The following is a 22,091-nucleotide window of genomic DNA, read 5'->3' as shown; positions in this document are numbered from 1 at the left end:
TGACATAAACTAGTCATGCGACAACACCTTTAGTCGTTTGCAATGACGGCAAAGCTATTCAAGATAAATCAACAACAAAACTAGGTGTAATAGATTGCTTAACAGCAGCTTTCATTAAACTATCTAGTTTTTCATCAATATTATCAAAATCAACATGATATTCTCTAGAATTTCCGGTTAACACTAGGGCAGAGTCTATACCAAGGCGATTTGCTGCAAGTATATCGGTGTAAACAGTGTCCCCAATCATTAACATGCGATTCTTAGGGGTATTATGACATTCTTTTAAAATTTTGCTATATATTTCTTCATATGGCTTACCGCTATAAATTACTTTTCCGCCAAGTTGCTTTATTTTTTCGGCATAATAGCCGCTACAATATCTATAAACACCGTGCTGATTTATTCCAAGGTCAGGATTAGCACAAATATTGACCATTTTATGTTGTACAACAATTTTAAATAATTCATCGAATTCGTTTAAATCTAAATTTTCGTTTTCATCTCTGTAAATAGTCATTAAGAAAATATTAGCTTTGTTAATATCATCAGTGATAGGATATTGAATTCCATTTATTATATCATTTTCTAAATGTCCTAAATGATATATTACTGGTTTTTCTATACCGAACCGCTCTTTACTTTCTAGTATCATTTCTACTGCTATTTCGCCTGAGCTAATGATCATTTCCGGTTCTGCATTTAATCCCCAAGATTTAATTGTTTGATGCAGTGAAAAAATATTTCGTGGAGCATTAGTGACAAAATATACTTTTTTTCGTTCAATAATCTTATTGATATTTTGTACTACGCCCGGATAGGTACGCCCCCCTTCAATTATTACCCCCCAAAGATCGAATAAAAACACGTCATAATCATTAATTACGTCGAAAATATTTTTTAACTTTAATATATTCATTGTTATCTCGCTAATTTGGTATTGACTAGAATCAATTGATATCGTCATTGCGAGCAGCCGTAGGCTGCGTGGCAATCCCGCAAATATCCTGAGATTGCGGACGTACAGTTACTTCGTAATTTTCTTGCAATGACGTAAACTTTTTAAATTATCAATCTTTATTTTGTTATCTCGCTAATTTTAAATCAAGAAACTTTACTATTTTAATAAGTTACATTATAGTCATTTTTATTGTTTCTAGCAACAAGTAATAGAGCCAAATATATAATATGTCGGAAATTGAAGAAAAATTTAACGAATCATCATACGGTGCTGATTCCATAAAGGTTTTAAAAGGTCTTGAAGCCGTAAGAAAAAGACCGGGAATGTATATCGGGGATGTTGGAGACGGGTCGGGTCTACATCACATGATTTATGAAGTAGTCGACAACGCTATTGACGAGTCGCTTGCCGGTTATTGCAATCTAGTACGAGTAACATTAAATAAAAACGGTTCAGTAACCGTATCCGATAATGGGCGAGGTATACCCGTTGAAATTCATGAAGAAGAAGGAATATCGGCAGCTGAAGTTATTATGACACAACTTCACGCCGGCGGTAAGTTTGACCAGAACGCTTATAAGGTTGCAGGCGGTCTACACGGTGTCGGTGTATCGGTTGTAAATGCTCTTTCTGAATGGCTTGAGCTGCGTATTTGGCGTAATAATAAGGAATATTTGATTAGATTTAATAACGGTATAACGGAAGCTCCGCTTGCGGTTGTCAAAGAAAATATTGATAAAAAAGGTACGGAAGTTACTTTTTTTCCGTCTGTAGAAACGTTTACTAATATAGAATTTGATTTCGGCACTATAGAGCATCGTCTTCGTGAGCTTGCTTTTTTAAATTCAGACGTAAAGATTTTACTCGTCGATAATCGCTTTGAAGAAGTTAAAAAAGTAGAGTTTTATTATACGGGCGGTATAGAAGCTTATGTAAAATATATAGACAGAGCGAAGCACGCTATCCATCCATGTATAGTAGTTAATACGGAGAATGTTGAGTCCGGTATGAGCTTTGAGCTTGCGATGCATTGGAACGATTCTTATCATGAAAATATTTTATGCTTTACTAATAATATTAGGCAGCGTGATGGCGGAACTCATCTTAGTGCTTTCAAATCAGCGATAACGCGTGTTATTACCTCGTATCTTGATACTACGGGTCTTAATAAAAAAGCTAAAAATGACTTTAGCGGTGAAGATACTAGGGAAGGGCTATGTTGTGTGCTTTCCGTTAAAGTTCCTGATCCTAAATTTTCTTCTCAAACGAAAGATAAGCTAGTAAGCTCCGAAGTACGACCGGTTGTTGAGAATGCCGTTTATACAAAGGTTCTTGAGTGGTTTGAAGAGCATCCAGCAGAAGCTAAGGCAATTATAGCTAAGATTATGGAAGCTGCGAATGCTCGTGAAGCTGCTAGAAAAGCAAGGGAACTCACTCGAAGAAAATCAGCTTTAGAAGTCTCGAATTTACCAGGTAAACTTGCAGATTGCCATGCAAAAGATCCTGCTATTTCAGAATTGTTTATTGTTGAGGGGGACTCTGCGGGCGGTACTGCAAAGCAGGGTAGGGATAGCAAAATTCAGGCTATATTGCCTTTGCGTGGTAAAATTTTGAACGTTGAACGTGCAAGATTTGATAAAATGCTCGGTTCGGACCAAATCGGTACGTTAATTACAGCTCTTGGAATTAGTGTTGAACGAGAATTTTCCTTAGAAAAGCTTAGATACCATAAAGTTATTATTATGACCGATGCTGATGTTGACGGCTCGCACATTAGAACTTTATTACTCACGTTTTTCTATCGTCATATGCCTGAGCTAATAAATAAAGGCTATCTATATATAGCTCAGCCACCGCTTTATAAAGTAAAGAAAGGAGCAGCCGAGCTTTATTTAAAGAATGAGCAAGCGCTGCAAGATTATTTGATCAAATCAACTATTAATGATGCAACCTTAATTCTAGACTGTAAAGAGCAGTTAGTGGGTGATAATTTAGAAGAGCTAATTAATAAAGTAGTTAAGTTTAACGGCTTGCTTGACCATGCTAGCAAAAAATTTAATCGCTCAATTACCGAAATTCTTGCGATTAATGACTTACTTAATAACAAAATATTTGAGCCTGAAAGTGATTTAAGACTTAAAAAAGCTTTAGATGTTTTAAATAGCTTAGAAGATTCGCCTGATAAGACTAATTTGGAAGTTTTAAAACATGAAAATAAAATAGAGTTCTTCCGCTTTAGTAGGGGTTTAAAAGAAAGTAAAATATTATTGAAAGAGCAGTTAGCATCATTTGAGTTTGTACAAATATCAAAGCTTGCTTTAACGATTTTTGATATATTTAGTAAGCAATTAAAGCTTATAGTGAAAAGTCAGGAATTCGATATTTTAACACCGAGTCAGTTGTTAAATACCATTATAGAATGCGGAAAAAGAGGTATAAATATTCAGCGTTTTAAGGGTCTTGGTGAGATGAATTCCGACCAGCTATGGGAAACTACTCTTGACCCTACAAAAAGAACTTTGCTTCAGGTAAGAGTTGCAGAAATTGATGAAGCAGAAGGCATTTTCTCTACTTTAATGGGTGACGTTGTTGAACCTCGCAGGTTATTTATCCAAGCAAATGCGTTGAATGTCGTGAATTTGGATGTGTAGTATAATCGCTGTCATACCGTGGTTTGACCACGGTATCCAGAAAATAACTAAAAATACTAATATTAGTATTTTTAACTGGATCCCGCGATTAAGTCGCGGGATGACAATTTAATCAGTTTTTCCTCGCAATGACGTTACAATTTTATCAAAATAATTTATGCACAAATTAATTATTCACGGTGGTAAACCTCTTAAAGGTAGTATTAATATTAGCGGTGCTAAAAATGCCGTGCTACCTATTATGGCAGCGTCTATTCTTACCGATAAACTGCATATTACTAATGTTCCAAAGTTAACGGATGTTAGTACTATGAAAGATTTGCTCCGAAGTCACGGGACAGATATTGAAATAATAGAACATCAAGATGAATTTGAGCTTATAATTAATACCGAAAATATAAATAACTTTACTGCAGATTATGAAATAGTCCGTAAAATGAGAGCATCGATTTGGGTGCTTGGTCCTTTGCTTACCAAATACGGTAAAGCAAAAGTATCGCTTCCGGGTGGTTGTGCTATTGGAGCAAGGCAAGTAGATTTGCATATTGCTGTATTAAAAGCTATGGGAGCTACGATTGAAATAGAAGACGGTTATATTAACGCTTCAAGTAAAGGACGTTTAAAAGGTACTCATTTTGTTTTTGATAAAGTTTCCGTAGGTGCTACGATTAATGCAATACTTGCAGCTGTTTTAGCAGAGGGGGAAACTGTGCTTTTTAATTGCGGTCGAGAGCCGGAAATAGTTGATTTATGTAGTTGTCTTATCACAATGGGAGCCGATATTGTAGGTATCGGCACTAGCGAAATAACAATTAAAGGCAAGGATTCTTTAAATAAAGCGAGCTATAAAGTACTTTCTGATCGTATTGAAGCCGGTACTTATATGTTTGCGGCAGCTATTACTAAAGGTGATGTAAAAATTTGTGGGATTGATTACCATATTGTAGAAAATATAGCTTTAAAACTTATCGAAACAGGTATAAAAGTCGTGCCGATCAATAACGGAGTTCAAGTAACTTATGAAGGGAAATTAAATTCAGTTGATTTAGAAACTAATCCCTATCCTGGCTTTGCTACTGATTTGCAAGCACAATTTATGAGCCTTATGACGCTTAGTAGCGGTGTTTCAATGATCACCGAGAATATTTTTGAAAATCGTTTCATGCATGTCCCTGAATTATGTAGAATGGGAGCAGATATAGTAGTACGAGGTAATAAGGCGGTTGTTCGAGGTGTAGAAATATTAAAAGGCGCAGAAGTTATGGCAAGTGATCTTAGAGCTTCGGTATCGTTAATACTCGCCGGTCTTAGTACTAATAGCAAAACCGTATTACACCGAATATATCATTTAGATCGTGGCTTCCAAGATTTAGAAAAAAAATTAAGTAATTGCGGTGCAGATATAAAAAGGGTATAATATACTCGATCAACTTCAAAAATTGGCTACGTCGTTCTACAAGAGCTGCGGTACTCACGTATTAAGTATACGCTGCATTCCTTGCCTTGTGAACTCCTTGCTCTTTTTGAAGTTGATCTCCGTATACTCGTTTCCTATATTATTTGTAGTATACTATTTTTAACGGAGAAAAATTATGGCAAGAATTACAGCAGAAGATTGTAATAAAATTATACCGGATAGGTTTCGGCTTGTTGTCCTAGCAACAAGATATGCTAAATTATTAAACTATAAAGTAGAAACTAATCAAATCAAAAAAGAAAAGCGTGATAAGCCTCCTGTTATCTCATTACGTAGAATTGCTGCCGGAAAAGTATCGGTAGCTCAGTTAGAACAAGATTTAATAAATAGTCTGCGTACAAGAACTATGATAGAGTCATTTGTTAATCAAGATGAATCAGAAGATGTAGAAGAAAAATTTGAGTATTTACCTGAAGTTTATATTGGGGAAGATTATTCTGATTTAGATGATCAAATCTTTATTGATGAGAATGGCGAAGATTATAAAACCGATAAGTAAATGCTTATCGGTGTTGGTACTGATATAGTACAAATTCCTAGAATCAAAAAAATATTACATTTATATCCGGAACTTTTTGCCAAAAAAATTCTAACTTCACAGGAATTAAAACAGTTTGCTTTGTTGGGGAAAATAAACCATGCTGCTTTTTTAGCCAAGCGTTTTGCTGCTAAAGAGGCTGTTAGTAAAGCCTTTGGAGTCGGTATAGGTCAAGGTATAAATTTTAAAGATATTACTATACTAAATAATGATTTAGGTAAGCCTATAGTAGAAGTTAGCTCAAACTATACAAACAAACTCTCTCCTTTTAATATTCACCTTTCTCTTGCTGATGATTATCCTGTGTGCGTAGCATTTGCTGTGGTTGAGAGTAGTTATAATGTTATTCTTGGGTAGAGGTGTTACTGTGTGTACCCTATGTCATTCCCGCGGAGGCATTGTTGCGTGGATACCCAAACCGTTATTGCGAGGAGCGAAGCGACGTGGCAATCTCATGCAGTAATAACAAACTCCTGGGATTGCTTCGTCAAAACTTACAGTTTTTTCTCGTAATGACGATTTGGTATGCGGGGAATGCCCGCTCTCGCAATGACAAAATATAAATTACGATCCGGCTTTGCTGTCTGCTTTAGGTAACATGATTTTTAAATCAGCTTTAGCTTCTAAATCAGAAATATATTTCTTTAGTACTTCTGCAGCTAATATATTATCAATAGTTACTTTTGCTTCTTCTTTTGTTGGAATAGGCACAGGTTTTTTCTCAAGCACTTTGATAATATGCCAACCGAAATCGGTTTTTACAGGAGTTGAAACTTCATTTACTTTTAAAGCAAAAGCTTTCTTTTCAAATTCCGGTACTAACTGCCCAGGTTGATTTAGTAGAATGTAACCGATAACGCCGCCGTTTGAAGCTGAAGCTTTATCAAGAGATAACTCTTCTGCAAGCTTAGTAAAGTTTCCGCCTTTGCTTAATTTGGTTTTTATATCATTAGCTTCTTTTTGAGATTTAACTAAAATATGCGCGACTTTTATTTGTTCTTTACCTTTAAGATTACCGACATATTTATTATATTCGTCATCAAACATCTTATCTGTAATGTTAGATTTTATGTAGTTTGCTAGTAATTCTTGTTGAGCTAATTGATTTTTTGCATTTTCAAGTTTTTCTTGGAATTCTTTAGAAGAAGTAATATTTGACTTAGCAACTTCTTCTTTTAACAAAAGATTATTAACATAAATTTTTATTAATTTTTCCTGATCTTGTGGTGGAAAATCATCAAAATTTTTGATTGTTTCACCTGATTGAAGATTAAGCTGAGGCTTAAATTCTTTCATAATTTGCGATTCTTTTACTTCACCGCCTTTATAGGTAGCAACTACCTTGTCTTTATCAGCAAAAGCAATACCGGAAAGCATGCTAACTGATAAAAATATAACAGATAATTTTTTCATTTATGACTCATAATTGTATTAAATATAAGCTTAAATTTTATAAAAATAATATATAACCGTCAACAGCTATTTGAGAATATTTTATTTATTAATAATAATTTGCAAATATTTGTAGTAAAAAAATGCCTTTCAATAAAAAATTATTCATTTAAATAAAATTATAACATTTGATAATTTTATAAAATATACCTATATTTAAGTACTAAAATACTAAAAATATCATAAGGACTTTAATGCTTTCTATTTTAAAAAAACTTTTCGGTACTGCAAATGATCGTACTGTAAAAAAACTATTTTCCGAAATTACAAAAATTAACTCGCTTGAACCTGCTATACAAAAATTATCAGATGAGGAGTTGAAGAATAAAACTGTGGAGTTTAAAGAAAAGCTTAAAAACGGAGCTACTTTAGACGATATAGTATATGAGGCGTTTGCGGTAGTTAGGGAAGCAGCTAGAAGAGTTTGCGGTATGCGTCATTTTGACGTTCAGCTTATAGGCGGCCTGATATTACATCGAGGCATGATTACCGAAATGCGTACCGGTGAGGGTAAGACCTTAGTTGCAACGCTTCCTGCTTACTTAAATGCTTTAACCGGAAAAGGTGTACATGTTGTAACCGTAAATGATTATCTAGCAAGCCGTGATTCTGCTTCCATGGGTAAAATTTACAATTTTTTAGGTTTATCGGTTGGATGTATTGTTGGCGGTATGCCTGATGAGGTAAAACGAGCCGCCTATAACGCCGATATTACTCATGCAACAAATAATGAACTCGGTTTCGATTATTTAAGGGATAATATGAAGTATAGCTTGCAGGAGCGGGTACTTCGTCCTTTTAATTTTGCTATCATCGATGAGGTTGATTCGATTTTGATAGATGAAGCAAGAACGCCGCTCGTTATCTCGGGTCCGGTTAATGATAATTCAGAATTATACGGTAAAATTGATAAAATAGTACGTCTGCTTAATGCAAGTGATTTTGAAAAAGACGAAAAATTAAAAACTATCAATTTAACGGAAACCGGCATTACACATATAGAATCGCTTTTAAGTAAAGAAAATATTATAAAACCGGATACCGGTTTATATGATTTTGAGAATCTAACTTTAGTACATTATGTTAACCAAGCCTTAAGAGCTCATAATATGTTTACTGTTAATGTAGATTATTTGGTGCGTGAAGGTAAAGTAATGATTATTGATGAGTTTACCGGTCGTGTAATGGAAGGGCGTAGATATTCGGAAGGGTTACATCAAGCATTAGAAGCAAAAGAAAATGTAAAAATTCAAAATGAGAACCAAACTTTAGCATCTATTACTTTCCAAAATTATTTTCGTAATTATCCTAAATTATCGGGTATGACCGGTACGGCTATGACCGAAGCACCGGAACTAAAAGATATATATAATCTCGATGTGGTCGCAGTTCCAACCCATAATAAAGTTACAAGGCTTGACCTTGATGACGAAATTTACGGCAGTAAAAAAGAAAAATATGATGCTATCTTAAAGCTAATTAAGGATTGTTACGATCGTGGACAGCCTATACTTGTCGGTACGATAAGCATAGAAAAGTCAGAAGAACTTTCAAGCGTTTTAAATAAAGAAAAAATCCCTCATAAAGTATTAAACGCCAAATTTCATGAGCAGGAAGCTTTTATTATTGCTCAAGCAGGTAGGTTTAAGGCAGTAACGATTGCAACTAATATGGCAGGGCGCGGTACTGATATTATGCTTGGCGGTAATCCTGAAATGTTAATAGAACAGCTAGATAAGGAACATAATTATGAAGCTAAAATAGCTAAAATAAAAGCTCAAATTGCCGAAGAAAAGAAGCAGGTTATTGAGGCAGGCGGCTTATTTGTGATAGGTACGGAAAGGCATGAAAGCCGTAGGATAGATAATCAGCTAAGAGGAAGATCAGGTAGACAAGGTGATCCTGGTAAAACTAAGTTTTTCCTATCGCTTGATGACGATTTAATGCGTATTTTTGCATCAGATCGTATATCAGGAGTCCTGAGAACACTTGGATTGAAAGACGGAGAGGCTATCCACCATCCGATGATTAGTCGTTCACTTGAGAAAGCGCAGCAAAAAGTGGAAGGACATAACTACGAAATGCGTAAAAATTTATTACGTTTTGATGATGTAATGAATGACCAACGTAAGATAATATACGAGCAACGTACTGAAATTATTAAATCTAAAGATAGTCACGGTTTCTTAAATAGTACTACTGAGGAACTCGCCAAAAAGATAGTATTAACTTTCATGCCGGTAGGCTCTTATAGAGAAGATTGGGATATAGAGAATTTAAGCGTAGAATTACATCGTGTTTTTGCTATAAAATTTGATCATAATGTAGTAAGTAAAAATGATGTAACGGAAGAAGAAATCACGAAGACCGTTATACAAATGGCTCATGATATATATAAGTCAAAAGAAGAAGCCTATAGTAGTGAGTTAATGCATAATGCCGTGAAATATATTTTACTAACTACCCTTGATCAAGTTTGGAAAGATCATTTATATAGCTTAGATCATTTAAGACAAGGCATATCTCTTCGAGCTTATGCCCAAAAAGACCCTCTTAGTGAGTATAAAAGAGAAGCATTTAACTTATTCGAGCAGATGCTTAATAATTTAAAAGAATTATTTATTCAAACCGTATACCATTTCCATATTGACTTAAAACATGTTCAAAAAGAAGATGTTTCGCTTGAGTATAAAAAACTTCAGAAAAATATGCGTGAGAGTCGGGAAGATCCGGCATTTAGTAAATATAACGCAGGAAGTAGCCTTGAGACTGACCTTAAACCAGTCGTATCACGCATTGACCCAAAAGATAGAAACCCTGACGATCCTACTAGTTGGGGTAGGGTATCTCGTAATGAGCTATGCCCGTGCGGTTCAGGCAAGAAATATAAATATTGTCATGGTGCACATGAATAGATGAAAACCACTTTACCTCAGCGTTCTCTAAAAATCCAAGCTAGGCTTAATTTTATAGTGCAGCAAATTCTAGATATTGCACAAGATAAAATCGCTATGATTATCTTGTATGGCTCTTTTGCAAGAGGTGATTGGGTGCGTGATCTACCTAACGGTTACCATAGCGATACCAATATTTTGATAATTCTGAAGAAAGGTAAATATAAAGGATATACTGCTTTAAGATTAAAAGATACAATATATACCAAATTAAAAAAGACAGGAGTAATAAAGCCTCAAATTATCCCATATGACTCACGAATATCAATAATTCTTGAATCAATAGATGAAGTAAACAGGCAGTTAGAAAAAGGACGTTATTTTTATACGGATATAAAAAAAGAAGGCATTCTTTTATATGATGGCAAGGAATTTACACTTAGCGAAGCTAAAGATTTCCCTTGGAGCGAGATGAAAGAAATTGCTAAAGATTACTATGAAGAATGGTTTAGAAGTGGATGCGGGTTTTTGATTGATTGCAAATATCCATTTGAAAGAGGGGAATTAAACAAAAGTGCTTTTTATCTTCATCAAGCTACGGAGAGTTTTTACAGTAGCATCTTGTTAGTTTTTTCCAATTACAAACCTAAATTGCATGATATAGAAGAATTAGGGAGTATGGCAGAAAATTATAATAGTGAGTTATTGCAAGTATTTCCTATAGCAATCCCTGAGTAAAAAGAAGGTTTTGAGTGACTTCAAAAAGCTTATGTTGACGCAAGATATGATAAAAACTATAAAATTACAAAAGAACAGCTGCTTTATTTAATCGATAGAGTAGAAAAGTTGAAAGAAATCACCGAAAGAATCTGCACGGCAAGGATTAATCAGTAGGAGTTCTCAGTATTGTCTGCGTGACTGTCTAATCATCATTGCGAGGAAAATTACAAAGTAATTGACGAAGCAATCTCAGGAGTTTGTTATTATTTCATAAGATTGCCACGCAGCCTACGGCTGCTCACAATGACGATTTGGGTATCCAAGCAAGCCTTTTGCAGGAATGACCATGAGATCTTTATCACCTTTAAGAAATACAAAGTATAAATAAGTAGAATATGATAAAAGAACTATTAAATAGTAATTTAACTCTGTTGCTAAAGTCAAATAGAGTAGTGCAAGATATTAGAACATTATGTAAAACAATGTAGCTTTGAAAATGTTTTAAAAGAGTCTATTTTTCTTGATAAAGTGGCGTAGTAAGGAGTTTAAATGAATTACGTGCAGTATCTACTACTGAACTATTTTTGGCATCTACAAATAATGCACTAAAAGTTGCTAAATGGTTAGTTGAAGAAAAAAAAAAGTAAATGTTAATGTGTAGTGATATTTTGAAGGATACTCCTTGAAATTCAGCCGCACGCACGTCACGGAAATTATAAAGTAGCAGAATATCTAATATCAAAAGGCGCTGCAGTAAACGGGAACGATGGAGCTTGGCTAGGATCACCTTTATATGAAGCGGTAAGCACTTTAATGTAGCAAAACTATTACTTAAGAACGGAGCTGAGGTGGATCAAAGAAAATCCGGAGGAATACCTTTGCGTGCGGTTGCTAAAAACGTTCGATGTATTTCTAAAGATATTAAGGATGATGAAATATATGAGCTGTTAGTATCATATGGTGCTGATATCAACGCAAAAGTAGAATTTAAAGGAGTAGGGTTTAGTATATATGATGGAAAAACGATATCAGAAATAGTAGAATTTAAAATAGCATTCGTCGGTGAAAGTGAAGTAATAACGGAAGAATAATGATGTTTTGAGATATCTTAACATATTTATAGGCATTGTCTAGAAATCGTTGATACCGTCATTGTAAGCGGCTGTAGGCTCCTGTTGCATGGATACCAAATCGTCATTGCGAGTGACTGTAAGGAGCGTGGCAATCTTATGAAATAATAACAAACTCCTGAGATTGCTTCGTCAATTACTTTGTAATTTTCCTCGCAATGACGTAAACTTTTCAAATTATTAACTTTTTCTAGGCAATGTCTATTTATCGATACGGTAGTTATTGACAAGTTTAGGAAAAAGTTTTATATTCTTCACAAGTTTAAGAAAAAGTTAATAGTATATGTCTAAAGCAAAAACAGCTTCCAAAAATAACCCGACTTCTAGGGAACAGGCTAAAGAATATTTTCATAACGGTCAGAAAATCAAACCGGTCAAGCTTATTGCTGCTCAAAAGTCTTTTCTAGCTGCCGAATATGAATCTTCCGGAGATTTAGTCGTAGGGAGCAATGGTCAGCCATTACCTTGGGGATTAGTTAAAAGCTTATCTTAATATTTTCACTTCCAAAAACCTCGCCAATAAATAATTGGGGGCATAGCTCAGGGGTAGAGCATCTGCTTTGCACGCAGAGGGTCAAGGGTTCGATTCCCTTTGCCTCCACCACTTCCGATAAGGATTTCAAGTTTTTTTGAAATTTAGTAAAAACTTTGAATGTTCCTTTTGTTTTAATTTTCACTCCATGTCTTGCTAAAAAAATATTCTGTACCTACTATTGGTTATGGGAAGTATTTATAACAGCAAAATCTAGGCAAAAACAATATAATCTACATACTCAAAAGCTTAGGTTACTATTTACTTGAGAAAGAAATACACGAAGCTTTTCTAGAACTCAGTAATTATAGTAGTGAAGAGAATAATAAATTATTAAATACAACTTAATTGACTTATTAATATTATTTTCTTATAAATTAACAAAAAAATAAGGACTATGAGTGGTACAACAAAAAATATAAATGCAAAGGGAGCAGTAAGCATGGGTCTTGATAGTTGGCTTGGCGTTACTGTAGGTGATAATATTACTCACTCTTTTTAGTTTAGATACTAATAGTAATATTTTTTAGGTATCACCGATACTATGAATTACTATAATGGCTTAGGTAGTATAGACATAAATAATGCACGTGTTAATTTTAATATAACTAATAGAGCTTGAGAAATCTAATAACAGACCTTTTAAATTGATTGTAGATGAGGATTTTTCTATAAAAATTGCAGAGTTTAACACCTATGATTCTCTTGTAATAAAGATATATCAAGGCATTGCTCTTAGAATACTAGACGAAGAATGTCCTTCTATGCCTATAACTTTGGGGCAAAATGCTAAAGTTAATTTTATCTATGAAAATGAGTAATATACTTTTACAAATCATTATCAAGATAAAATGAGTTTCCAAGATATAAATACGTTAGCAAAAATAGCTAATTTAGGGTAAAATAATGAGTTTAAAATCCGCTTGGCTTGATACGCCTCTTGGTTCTATGCTGGCAATTAGTGATACAGAGAGGCTTTATTTGCTCGATTTTGTTGAAAGTAAAGGATTAGAGTATAAAATTAAAAGACTTAAGATTAACACAAAATCGGCTATTATTGAAGATCGCACTAGACCGATTATATCAATTGAAGAGGAGCTTAAATCTTACTTTAGCGGTACTTTGCCAAAATTTAATACTCCTATATATCTTTTAGGAAGCGAATTTCAAAAATTAGTATGGCAAGAGCTAATGAATATACCTTACGGTGAAACACGAAGCTATTTAAATCAGGCTAAAGCTTTGGGCAAACCTACTTCTTATAGAGCTGTTGCAAATGCTAACGGTATGAATCAGTTAGCAATCATTGTTCCTTGTCATCGTATTATTAATAGCAATGGCGAACTTGGAGGATATGGCGGGGGATTACATCGTAAAAAATGGCTTATTGAACATGAGAGAAAATTTACAACAAATTAGAAATATTTTACTTGAGAATGCTACTATTCCTGTAGAACGTAGAACGCTATTCTTGAAAACTAGAGAAGGATAGTATAGTATGGAGAGCATGACCGATTTATTGGTGTTACCGTGCCGGCTTTACGTACAATAGCTAAAAGTTATTATAATTTGGATATGGAGGATTTAAGCCGACTTATTACTTCAGAATTTAATGAAGAGAGATTTTTAGCGTTAGCTATTTTAATTATGCAATATCAGACAGCACAAGATAAAGAGTTTTTGTATAATTTTTATTTAAACAATATAAGACACGTAAATAATTGAAGACACGTAAATAATTGGAATTTAGTGGATGCATCAGCTCATCATATAATCGGAGCTTATTTATGGGATAAAGAAAAGGATTATCTCTTTACACTAACAAAATCGGAAATTCTGTGGGAAAGACGAATAGCTATAGTTGCTACTTGGTATTTTATCAAAAATAATACATTAGATACGACTTTTGAAATAGCAAAATTACTCTTAAACGATAAACATGATTTAATGCATAAAGCAGTAGGTTGGATGCTACGTGAAGCAGAAAAAAAAGATGAAAAACAATTAATAGATTTTTGGGATCGCTATAGTTTACAAATGCCAAGAACCGCAGTTCGTTATGCTATAGAGAGATTACCACAAGAATTGTACAAAAAATATCTTTTAAAAAACTAGATTTATATTTAATCTATGCTAATATTTCATTTTAATTTATTAAGGGTATTATTATGCTAAAAACATTACTAATTAGTTTTATAACTTTAATTTGTGCAATAAGCTATGCTGATAACCAAACAGCTCAAAATCCTAATTCTACAAATGCTTCTTCTGATCAGCCCGATGATTTACCTGCAGAGGCAGCCGTTCACTTTGCACAGCCTTGGGCAAGACCTACAACAAATGTGCAAGGTAAAGTTAGCAATTCTGCTATGTATTTTACATTAATAAATAGTAGAAATAAGAGTTATAATTTAGTGAATATATCTTCAGATAAGATAAGTGGAATAGAAATTCATCAAACAATTAATGATCAAGGGGTTAGTAAAATGGTAAAAGTGGATTATCCATTTTCAATTGCCGGTAATATTAATGTTGATTTTAAGCCCGGTGGCATGCATATTATGCTTTATGACCCAAAAGTAGATTTAAATGTAGGAGATGAGTTTAAAATAACCTTTTTCTTTGATGACAATACACGAAAAATAGTGAATGTTAAAGTCGCAAATGATAATCCATATAATAAAACGGGGAATTGAAGGTTATTGTTGCATGGTTCACTCTTCTATGTCATGCCCGCAAAGGCGGAAATAATTTTTATATCAATATTAAGGTTATTTTTTCTGGATTCCGGCTTTTAGCTAAGAATGACATAGGAAACTATACACATGACCCTAGAAATTACCGGAAGTGAGTTAATTAAATCTAAACTTATAGATGCTCCTGAACGTTCAGGGGTTTATCGAATGTTTGACGTTAACAAGCAAGTTATCTATGTCGGTAAAGCTAAAAATTTAAAGAAACGCCTTACTAATTACATTAAAAGCGATTTAGATAATAAGACGCTTCGGATGATTGCAAATACTTGTTTTTTAGAGTATAGCATCACTAATTCCGAGGTTGAAGCACTACTTTTAGAAGCACAGCTAATCAAGAAATTTCAGCCGAAATTTAATATTCTTCTTAAGGACTACAAGTCTTTTCCTTTCATTAAGTTACGTTTAGATCATGATTTCCCGCAATTACTAAAATATCGAGGTAAAACTCTAAGTGACGGGAAGTTTTTTGGTCCTTTTGCCTCGAGTGTGGAAGTTAATACTACTTTGACCGAACTACAAAAAATTTTTAAATTACGTTCCTGCACGGATAATTACTTTAATTCACGTACTCGCCCTTGCTTACAATATGAAATAAAACGTTGTTATGCTCCTTGCGTCGGTAAAATAAACAAGGAAGTCTATAGAGACTTAGTAACTCAGGTTAAAGATTTCTTACAAGGTCGCACTAAAGAACTCCAAGAGAACCTATCTAGAAAGATGGAAGAGCTAAGTAGTCAGATGCGTTTTGAAGAGGCGGCAGAAATTAGAGATCGCATTAAAGCACTTAGTTATGTGCAGCTTAAGGCAGGGGTTTCAGATGTCGTTAAAGACGCAGATATAATCGCTATTGTGGAAAAGAACGGGCATTATTGCGTGGAAGTGTTTTTATATAGGGCAGGGCAAGCATGTGGTAATATTCCTTATTTTCCTACTTCTACTGAAAATAGTACCAAAGAAGAAGTATTAGAATATTTTTTATTACAATTTTACCAAAAACAACACGTGCCTGCAGAAATTATAATTAATCATGAAATTAATGATAAAGAGGTAATAGAGGCGATTAAGAAAATCAACAATATACTTCAGCTTAATATTACAGTACCTAATAAAGGTGGTAAGGCTAAATTAGTTCAAAATGCCGAGACAAATGCTTTATTTTCTCTAGAGCAGTATTTGAAGAAATTTGCAAAAAATCAAGAGATTATGTTTGAAATTAAAGAGCTATTTGGTCTTTCTGAAATTCCTGAAAGAATTGAGATTTATGATAATAGCCATATTCAAGGTAAGTTTGCGGTTGGAGTGATGGTAGTTGCTGGTAAAGTCGGTTTTGATAAAAAAGAATATCGGGTTTTTAATGTCAATGCTCCCTCTCTCGTATGTCATTCCCGCGAAAGCGGGGATCCAAAAAGGTTAATGGATCCCCGCTTTCGCGGGAATGATGGCATAAAGAACTGCGGGGGTGACATAAAAGGTGACGATTATGAGATGCTCCGGCAAGTCCTAACAAGGCGGCTTGCAAGGTTAAGGCAAGAGCCGCATAAATTGCCAAGCTTAATGATTATAGACGGCGGCAAAGGGCATTTAGGCGTCGTTAAAGAGGTGATGGATAAATTTGAAATGAATATTCCTTTTGTTTGTATGTCAAAAGGAGTAGATAGAAATGCCGGTCTTGAACAGTTCCATGTGATAGGTAAGGAAATATTTACTCTAGATAAGAATTTGCCGGTTATGAAATATTTACAAATCTTGCGAGATGAGGCACATAATTTTGCCATAAAGAATCATAGACTAGGTAGATCACGTGCTATAAAAATATCAAGCCTTGACGATATAGAGGGCGTAGGTGAAACTCGTAAAAAAGCATTACTGCATTATTTCGGTTCGTATAAAGCAGTATGCGACGCAACCATAGATGAGCTTGCTAAAGTAAATGGTATCAACAAGTCACTTGCTGAGATGATTTTTAATGTTTTGCACAGAAAAAACTAATATTATAACTCATGAAAAACCTAGTTGTATGAGTTGCGATGTCATTCCCGCGTAGGCGGGAATCCAGTCACTAAAAAGTCTAGACATACTAAATTTTAAAAATTAAAAGCTCGATTTATCCTACTTGTCACTGAATTCCCGCTTCCTCAGGAATGACATCGAGCAGGTTTCTGGATTCATGCAATAAGGCTAGCTTTTTATATCCTTAATAGGATCTTTAAGTTCTTGGCATGCTTCGCCTATTAATTTAGGTTCATCATTCTGAGATAAATCATTAATGTTAAATTTAGTTAAGTCAGGATAATATGGAGTCATTGTACCATGAATAGAATAATTTAAAGCTCCTGTCATTAAAGAGTTAACAGCATCATTTTTTTGCTTAGTAGAGTAATACATATTACGCATATTTTCTGAATACGTAGCTATTATCAGCTAAAGTGCTGCCATTAACGTCATCACGTGAATTAAGCTTAAATTTTATTCTCCCATTCTCGTCTTCAATAGGAATTATTATGCTATATTTTCCTTCAATACTATTGTGCTTAGACATAAAATCCTCATAATTCAATTATTAACCTTGAGTTAATATATTAAATTATTTAAAACTTCAAGTAAATATATAATATATTTTATATGACTTGCCTCGTAATGACATTAGAATACCACCATCCTAGAATAAATATCACAAGACTCGCCATCGTCCCTATAAACACTCCTCTAAGGTTGAAATATTGCAACGATAAAGAATAATATTCCCATATTAAGAAGGTAGCTGCTCCGCCAAGTGATGATAAGATCATTATAGTTTTAGATGTTTTGATACCAAAAAGCGTTGTTATTAACGGTATTAATATTACCGGTCCCCAGAAACCAGTGAAGAATACTACTAAGTCAATTACATTACTAAATTTTAAAGCTACAATTATTGCAACACTTCCTATTATAACGTTAATAATTCGAGCAATTAATAATAATTGTTGCTGATTTTTAACCTTAAAAATAGGATTGATTATATCTTTAACAATAGCTATAGAAGTAACGTTTAAATCAGAATCAGCAGTAGACATAACGGCAGCTAAGAGTCCGCTCATTACTATCCCTTGAATTAAAGTCGGGATGATTTGGTTGATTAAATAAGGTAATACTAAATTTGACGGTTGGTTTGGATAAAGCTTATAAGCAATTAAACCATTTAAAGTAATGCAAATCAAGAAGAAAAAATATATAGCGGATTTTGCATATATTGCTTTAGTTGTTTGCGTAGGATTTTTATTAATTAAAGCTCTTTGAATAAATGTAGGATATAGATTCATGACGCTAAAGCTTAAAGCTGCTGCAATTGTATAAGAAAGTAGGTTGCTCTGATCAAAATTTGCATTTTCCGTAGGTAGGTTATTAATAAAATCTACAAAACCGATTTTATTTAAACTGATAAAAGTTATGGTTGGTATAGCGATTATCATCGCCAAAAATTGTAGTAAATTAGTAAAAACAATAGATTGTAAACCGCCTATTGTAGTATATATAAGTACTATACTATAACTTAAAATTACCCCATTTACATAATTTATTTCTAAGATATATTGAAAAATATAGCCGCTTACGCTTATTTGAGCAGCCAAAAACCCCACTGAAACGATAACCGAACTAACCCCTCCGATAAAACGACCTATATTACCGTAATATGTACTCAGGATATCGCCGATGCTTTCAGCTCCGTAATGTTTGGCAATTAAAGGCACTATATAGATTGCAATTAATATATCTATAGGTATTGTAAGTATAAGAGCGTAAGCATAATATTCATGCCCCAAAAAAGCCTTTTCCATAATGCCGAAAGTGGTGGCTCCTCCGACAGAACTTGCAAATATCGTAGCTATTAATAACAGCTTACTATTTTGCGCTTTACTTTCAACATTTGCATAGTTCTTAAAACTACTATGTTTAGCTTGGTAATATATACCAATAAGTAGAATAGATATTAGGTATATGAATACGATAATATTATCAATAGGTAAATTAAACATAAATTAGATTTTAAAGCTCAAACTGAGCATTTGTTCACAATATATATTTAGGCAAGAATGCTAGATTTATAATTATGTGTCATAATCTGTTTCAAGAAGTTCAGTATCCGGTGTCCAAATATCTTGGTTGGGATCATATTTATATATCTTACCGTGGGGTTTAATTTTTTTGCAGTAGTTTTTTTCTTTAGGGGATAGTTAGCGTTTGATTGAGTTGTAGTTTTTATATTTTTACAATATTTATGTATTTTAAAAATACCTATTTTAAGTTGTGGCATAATTAACCTTTATTTATGTAAAAAATAAAATCATTATTAACATTAATCAATAATTATTTCAAATAAAACATAATAAAAATTAATAAGTCAATATTTTTTAAATTAACCTATATTAAAATAGTTCTATAGGTCATTATTGAGTATGTTTAAGAAACCTATTCATGTACTTCACCAGCTAATTCAAGTCCCAACTCTTCAGGATTTTCATCAGCAACCACAACAATTTTAGATATTCTTGAACTGGTATAGAAATTTGTGGTATCATTTAATTTTTCTATATCTTTAGTGGTAACAGGAGAATTATCTATTGTGCTAGAATTATTATTTTGAGACGCTATTGCAAGGCTTAAAAAAGCTTTTAATTCAGGGTTATCATCGGGTACTAATTCTATTAGTTTTTTATCTCGATGATCTGCTCCATATTATTAGTAATTTAACCATTTCTGTGTAGCCTTCATGAATAACTAATTGAAGAGGTGTATATCCATCTAAATCTTTTAACTCTGTTGAAGCTTCTTTTTCTAGTAAAAATTCAGCTATATCATAAAGTTTGCGGTAAATAGCCTTATGTAGAACTGTATGATTAAACGAATTTTGAATATTGATATCATCACCTTGATCTAAAGCCTTTTTTATAAGATGTTTTAGTTGAGCGGTTTGAAAAAACTTGGATTGGTAAAAGCTCCGTAAGTGATGTGAAACTGTTCGAATAGTTTATCTAGTGTAATGTAGCTGGAGTCTTGTGCAAAAGATGAAGATATCAGTGGTACTTCTTGAATGGCTGATAAACTAATGCTAGGGATAAAATTGGAAGAAGAAATAGGAGTTAGGGTGTCGTCTGCTCTAGTAAGGTAACATCCAGACACCATACCTGTATTATAAGAAGATGTTTGTTCTGTTATTAGAGTAGCCATGTTCGTTTCTATTTCTCTAACTTTAGCCGTAAAATTACTATAATCATTTACCTTAAATTAATATATTAAATAATATGAATTTTCAAGGTGAAAATCACTTAAAAAAAATCCATAAAATCATTGGATTAAGCTTTGTTGTATGGTTCGATGTCATTCCTGTATGGCGTTGTTGTGTGGATCAATTCCCCCTCTTTCATCCCACGACTTGATCGCGGAATCCATTCTAAAATACTAATATTAGTATTTTAAATTATTTTTTTGGATACCGTGGTCAAGCCACGGTATGACATCTTAATAATTTAACTCATCCTTGTTAAAAACCCTTGACTCCTTGATATTCCTATAATATCCTATAATTTTCCATTAAATCCCAAATTAACCCAAATTACACCAATGAATGTATTTTTATCTAAGTATGTAAATGGTGTTGATAAAAAGAATAGGGTGTCGGTGCCGGCGAATTACCGTGCGGTACTAGGGAAAGAATTATTTAACGGTGTAATTGCTTATCCGTCGATTAGGAATAATTGTATAGAGGTGTGCGGTATTTCGCATATCGAGAAATTAAGGCAGATGATAGAGACGCTTGATCCTTATTCTGAGGAGCGTGATGCGTTTGAGACTATGATATTCGGGGAAGCTGTACAACTTTCCTTTGATGGGGAGGGAAGAGTGATATTGCCGCAATCTTTAATGAAGCATGCAGGAATCGAAGAGCAAGCATGTTTTGTAGGTAAAGGGGTGATTTTTGAGATTTGGCAGCCGCAGAATTTTGAGAAATATTTAAATGCCGCTCAAAAAATTGCTCATGAAAAGCGGTTAACTCTAAGGAATGCTCATTAATGATACAATCTCACGTGCCTGTAATGCTAAATGAAATGTTAGAGGCCTTAAGCCCAAAAGACGGTGAGTCTTATTTAGATTGTACGTTTGGAGCAGGAGGATATAGCAAAGCAATATTAGAAAGCTGTAACTGTTATGTCACAGCCTTGGATCGTGATCCAAACGTGATTAAAAGAGCCGAAGAAATTCAGCAAAATTACGGTGAGAGATTTGATTTTGTAGAAACGAATTTTGCGGATAGTTTTGCAAAGCTTAAGGAAAAAAAATTTGATGGGATAGTGCTGGATTTAGGCGTTTCATCAATGCAGTTAGATATAGCAGATAGAGGATTTTCGTTTTTGCATGATGGACCACTCGATATGCGTATGAGCGGGCAAGGGCTTAGTGCCGAGGAGTTTGTAAATACGGCAGAGGAAAAAGAGCTAGCTGACGTAATTTACAAATACGGAGATGAGAGCTTTTCACGCAGAATTGCTAAGAGAATTGTAGAATATAGAAAAACGGCGAGAATTGATAGTACAGGCAAGTTAGCCAAGATTGTTAGAAGTAGTATAGGATTTAGAAAAGGCAAAATTGATCCTGCAACTAAAACCTTTCAAGCCATTAGGATTTATGTAAACGATGAGCTTGGGGAGTTAGAGCAGTTTTTAGTGAATGTAAAAAATATATTAAAGAAAGACGGACGTTTAGTGGTGGTGTCTTTTCACTCTTTAGAAGATAGGATAGTTAAGAATTTCTTTAAAGAAAATTCGGAAAAGCCGGTAGTAAGATCAAAATATGCTAAAGACGACATGACGATTGATCCAAATAAATGGCTTAAGATTATTACTAACAAAGCTCTAGCATCGTCAGATAAGGAAGTAGGGCTAAATATTAGAGCGAGATCGGCAAAACTGCGAGCAGCAAAAGCGATATATGAGTAATTAATT

19 protein-coding genes, 1 tRNA gene and 3 pseudogenes are annotated in these 22,091 nt (G+C 33.8%); 17 read left to right on the top strand and 6 right to left on the bottom strand.

All coding sequences use genetic code 11. The annotated features are described in order from the left end of the window. Nucleotides 1-58: 58 nt before the first annotated feature. Complete coding sequence (locus MCC_RS05075) at nt 59-919, bottom strand: TIGR01459 family HAD-type hydrolase (RefSeq protein ID WP_014408820.1); 861 nt, start codon at nt 917-919, stop codon at nt 59-61. Between the two features lie 269 nt (nt 920-1,188). On the opposite strand from MCC_RS05075, the gene gyrB reads away from it, so the two are divergent. From gyrB to acpS, 4 genes are all read left to right on the top strand, one after another. Then, nucleotides 1,189-3,612 carry a DNA topoisomerase (ATP-hydrolyzing) subunit B gene (gene gyrB, locus MCC_RS05070; protein WP_014408819.1) on the top strand — a complete coding sequence of 808 codons (2,424 nt, stop codon included), beginning with the start codon at nt 1,189-1,191 and terminating at the stop codon, nt 3,610-3,612. Nucleotides 3,613-3,769: 157 nt separating this feature from the next. Next, nucleotides 3,770-5,029, top strand: coding sequence for a UDP-N-acetylglucosamine 1-carboxyvinyltransferase (gene murA / locus MCC_RS05065; protein WP_014408818.1), 1,260 nt, complete (start codon nt 3,770-3,772; stop codon nt 5,027-5,029). Between the two features lie 175 nt (nt 5,030-5,204). Next, on the top strand, nt 5,205-5,588 hold the full coding sequence (rpoZ, locus tag MCC_RS05060) for a DNA-directed RNA polymerase subunit omega (protein ID WP_014408817.1): 384 nt from the start codon (nt 5,205-5,207) through the stop codon (nt 5,586-5,588). Next, entirely contained in the window at nt 5,589-5,984 is a 396-nt protein-coding gene (gene acpS / locus MCC_RS05055; protein WP_014408816.1) for a holo-ACP synthase, read from the top strand. 207 nt (nt 5,985-6,191) lie between these two features. On the opposite strand, the gene MCC_RS05050 is transcribed toward acpS, so the two are convergent. Beyond that, nucleotides 6,192-7,040: a foldase protein PrsA gene (locus MCC_RS05050; protein WP_014408815.1), complete on the bottom strand. Its 849-nt coding sequence runs from the start codon at nt 7,038-7,040 to the stop codon at nt 6,192-6,194. A gap of 233 nt (nt 7,041-7,273) precedes the next feature. Between MCC_RS05050 and secA the strand changes: the two genes are divergently transcribed. From secA to uvrC, 11 genes and pseudogenes are all read left to right on the top strand, one after another. Continuing rightward, nucleotides 7,274-9,994: a preprotein translocase subunit SecA gene (gene secA / locus MCC_RS05045; RefSeq protein ID WP_014408814.1), complete on the top strand. Its 2,721-nt coding sequence runs from the start codon at nt 7,274-7,276 to the stop codon at nt 9,992-9,994. Then, nucleotides 9,995-10,711: a HEPN domain-containing protein gene (locus MCC_RS10495; protein ID WP_014408813.1), complete on the top strand. Its 717-nt coding sequence runs from the start codon at nt 9,995-9,997 to the stop codon at nt 10,709-10,711. Between the two features lie 830 nt (nt 10,712-11,541). After that, on the top strand, nt 11,542-11,784 hold the full coding sequence (locus MCC_RS05030) for a hypothetical protein (RefSeq protein ID WP_014408812.1): 243 nt from the start codon (nt 11,542-11,544) through the stop codon (nt 11,782-11,784). A gap of 322 nt (nt 11,785-12,106) precedes the next feature. Continuing rightward, nucleotides 12,107-12,316, top strand: coding sequence for a hypothetical protein (locus MCC_RS05025; protein WP_004998070.1), 210 nt, complete (start codon nt 12,107-12,109; stop codon nt 12,314-12,316). 36 nt (nt 12,317-12,352) lie between these two features. After that, nucleotides 12,353-12,427 (top strand) — tRNA-Ala (locus MCC_RS05020). Between the two features lie 472 nt (nt 12,428-12,899). Continuing rightward, nucleotides 12,900-13,251: pseudogene (locus MCC_RS11680) on the top strand (hypothetical protein); the annotation flags it as partial. 10 nt (nt 13,252-13,261) lie between these two features. Next, a complete protein-coding gene (locus MCC_RS05010; protein WP_014408809.1) occupies nt 13,262-13,774 on the top strand; it encodes a methylated-DNA--[protein]-cysteine S-methyltransferase in 513 nt (170 codons plus the stop codon). After that, nucleotides 13,749-13,918: pseudogene (locus MCC_RS11500) on the top strand (DNA alkylation repair protein); the annotation flags it as partial. The gene MCC_RS05010 and the pseudogene MCC_RS11500, both read left to right, overlap by 26 nt. Further along, nucleotides 13,904-14,470, top strand: a pseudogene (locus tag MCC_RS11495) (DNA alkylation repair protein). The pseudogenes MCC_RS11500 and MCC_RS11495, both read left to right, overlap by 15 nt. Before the next feature lie 53 nt (nt 14,471-14,523). After that, the gene (locus tag MCC_RS04995; RefSeq protein WP_014408808.1) at nt 14,524-15,051 is read left to right on the top strand and encodes a copper chaperone PCu(A)C; all 528 of its coding nucleotides are present in this window, start codon (nt 14,524-14,526) and stop codon (nt 15,049-15,051) included. A gap of 129 nt (nt 15,052-15,180) precedes the next feature. Further along, nucleotides 15,181-17,100, top strand: coding sequence for an excinuclease ABC subunit UvrC (gene uvrC, locus MCC_RS04990; RefSeq protein ID WP_014408807.1), 1,920 nt, complete (start codon nt 15,181-15,183; stop codon nt 17,098-17,100). A gap of 189 nt (nt 17,101-17,289) precedes the next feature. Here uvrC and MCC_RS04985 read toward each other — a convergent pair whose 3' ends face one another. The 4 genes from MCC_RS04985 to MCC_RS10485 all read right to left on the bottom strand — a co-directional run bounded on the left by MCC_RS04985 (nt 17,290) and on the right by MCC_RS10485 (nt 20,005). Then, nucleotides 17,290-17,505 (bottom strand): hypothetical protein, encoded by a 216-nt coding sequence (locus MCC_RS04985; protein WP_014408806.1) that lies wholly within the window; start codon nt 17,503-17,505, stop codon nt 17,290-17,292. Continuing rightward, complete coding sequence (locus MCC_RS09570) at nt 17,498-17,650, bottom strand: hypothetical protein (protein ID WP_014408805.1); 153 nt, start codon at nt 17,648-17,650, stop codon at nt 17,498-17,500. Before MCC_RS09570 ends, MCC_RS04985 begins: the two co-directional genes overlap by 8 nt. Nucleotides 17,651-17,729: 79 nt before the next feature. Continuing rightward, nucleotides 17,730-19,127 (bottom strand): sodium:solute symporter family protein, encoded by a 1,398-nt coding sequence (locus tag MCC_RS04980; RefSeq protein ID WP_014408804.1) that lies wholly within the window; start codon nt 19,125-19,127, stop codon nt 17,730-17,732. Nucleotides 19,128-19,804: 677 nt separating this feature from the next. Further along, nucleotides 19,805-20,005 (bottom strand): ankyrin repeat domain-containing protein, encoded by a 201-nt coding sequence (locus MCC_RS10485; RefSeq protein ID WP_231288780.1) that lies wholly within the window; start codon nt 20,003-20,005, stop codon nt 19,805-19,807. A gap of 707 nt (nt 20,006-20,712) precedes the next feature. Here MCC_RS10485 and mraZ point away from each other — a divergent pair. Together mraZ and rsmH are read left to right on the top strand one after the other, a co-directional pair. After that, the gene (mraZ, locus tag MCC_RS04975) at nt 20,713-21,162 is read left to right on the top strand and encodes a division/cell wall cluster transcriptional repressor MraZ (RefSeq protein ID WP_014365648.1); all 450 of its coding nucleotides are present in this window, start codon (nt 20,713-20,715) and stop codon (nt 21,160-21,162) included. Continuing rightward, entirely contained in the window at nt 21,162-22,085 is a 924-nt protein-coding gene (gene rsmH, locus MCC_RS04970) for a 16S rRNA (cytosine(1402)-N(4))-methyltransferase RsmH (protein WP_014408802.1), read from the top strand. Before mraZ ends, rsmH begins: the two co-directional genes overlap by 1 nt. The last annotated feature ends 6 nt before the right edge of the window (nt 22,086-22,091 follow it).

Origin of the sequence: Rickettsia rhipicephali str. 3-7-female6-CWPP (assembly GCF_000284075.1) — a bacterium.
Taxonomy (GTDB): domain Bacteria; phylum Pseudomonadota; class Alphaproteobacteria; order Rickettsiales; family Rickettsiaceae; genus Rickettsia; species Rickettsia rickettsii.
The sequence above is the reverse complement of the archived record's forward strand: the minus strand, read 5'-3'. Positions and strand labels throughout refer to the sequence as shown.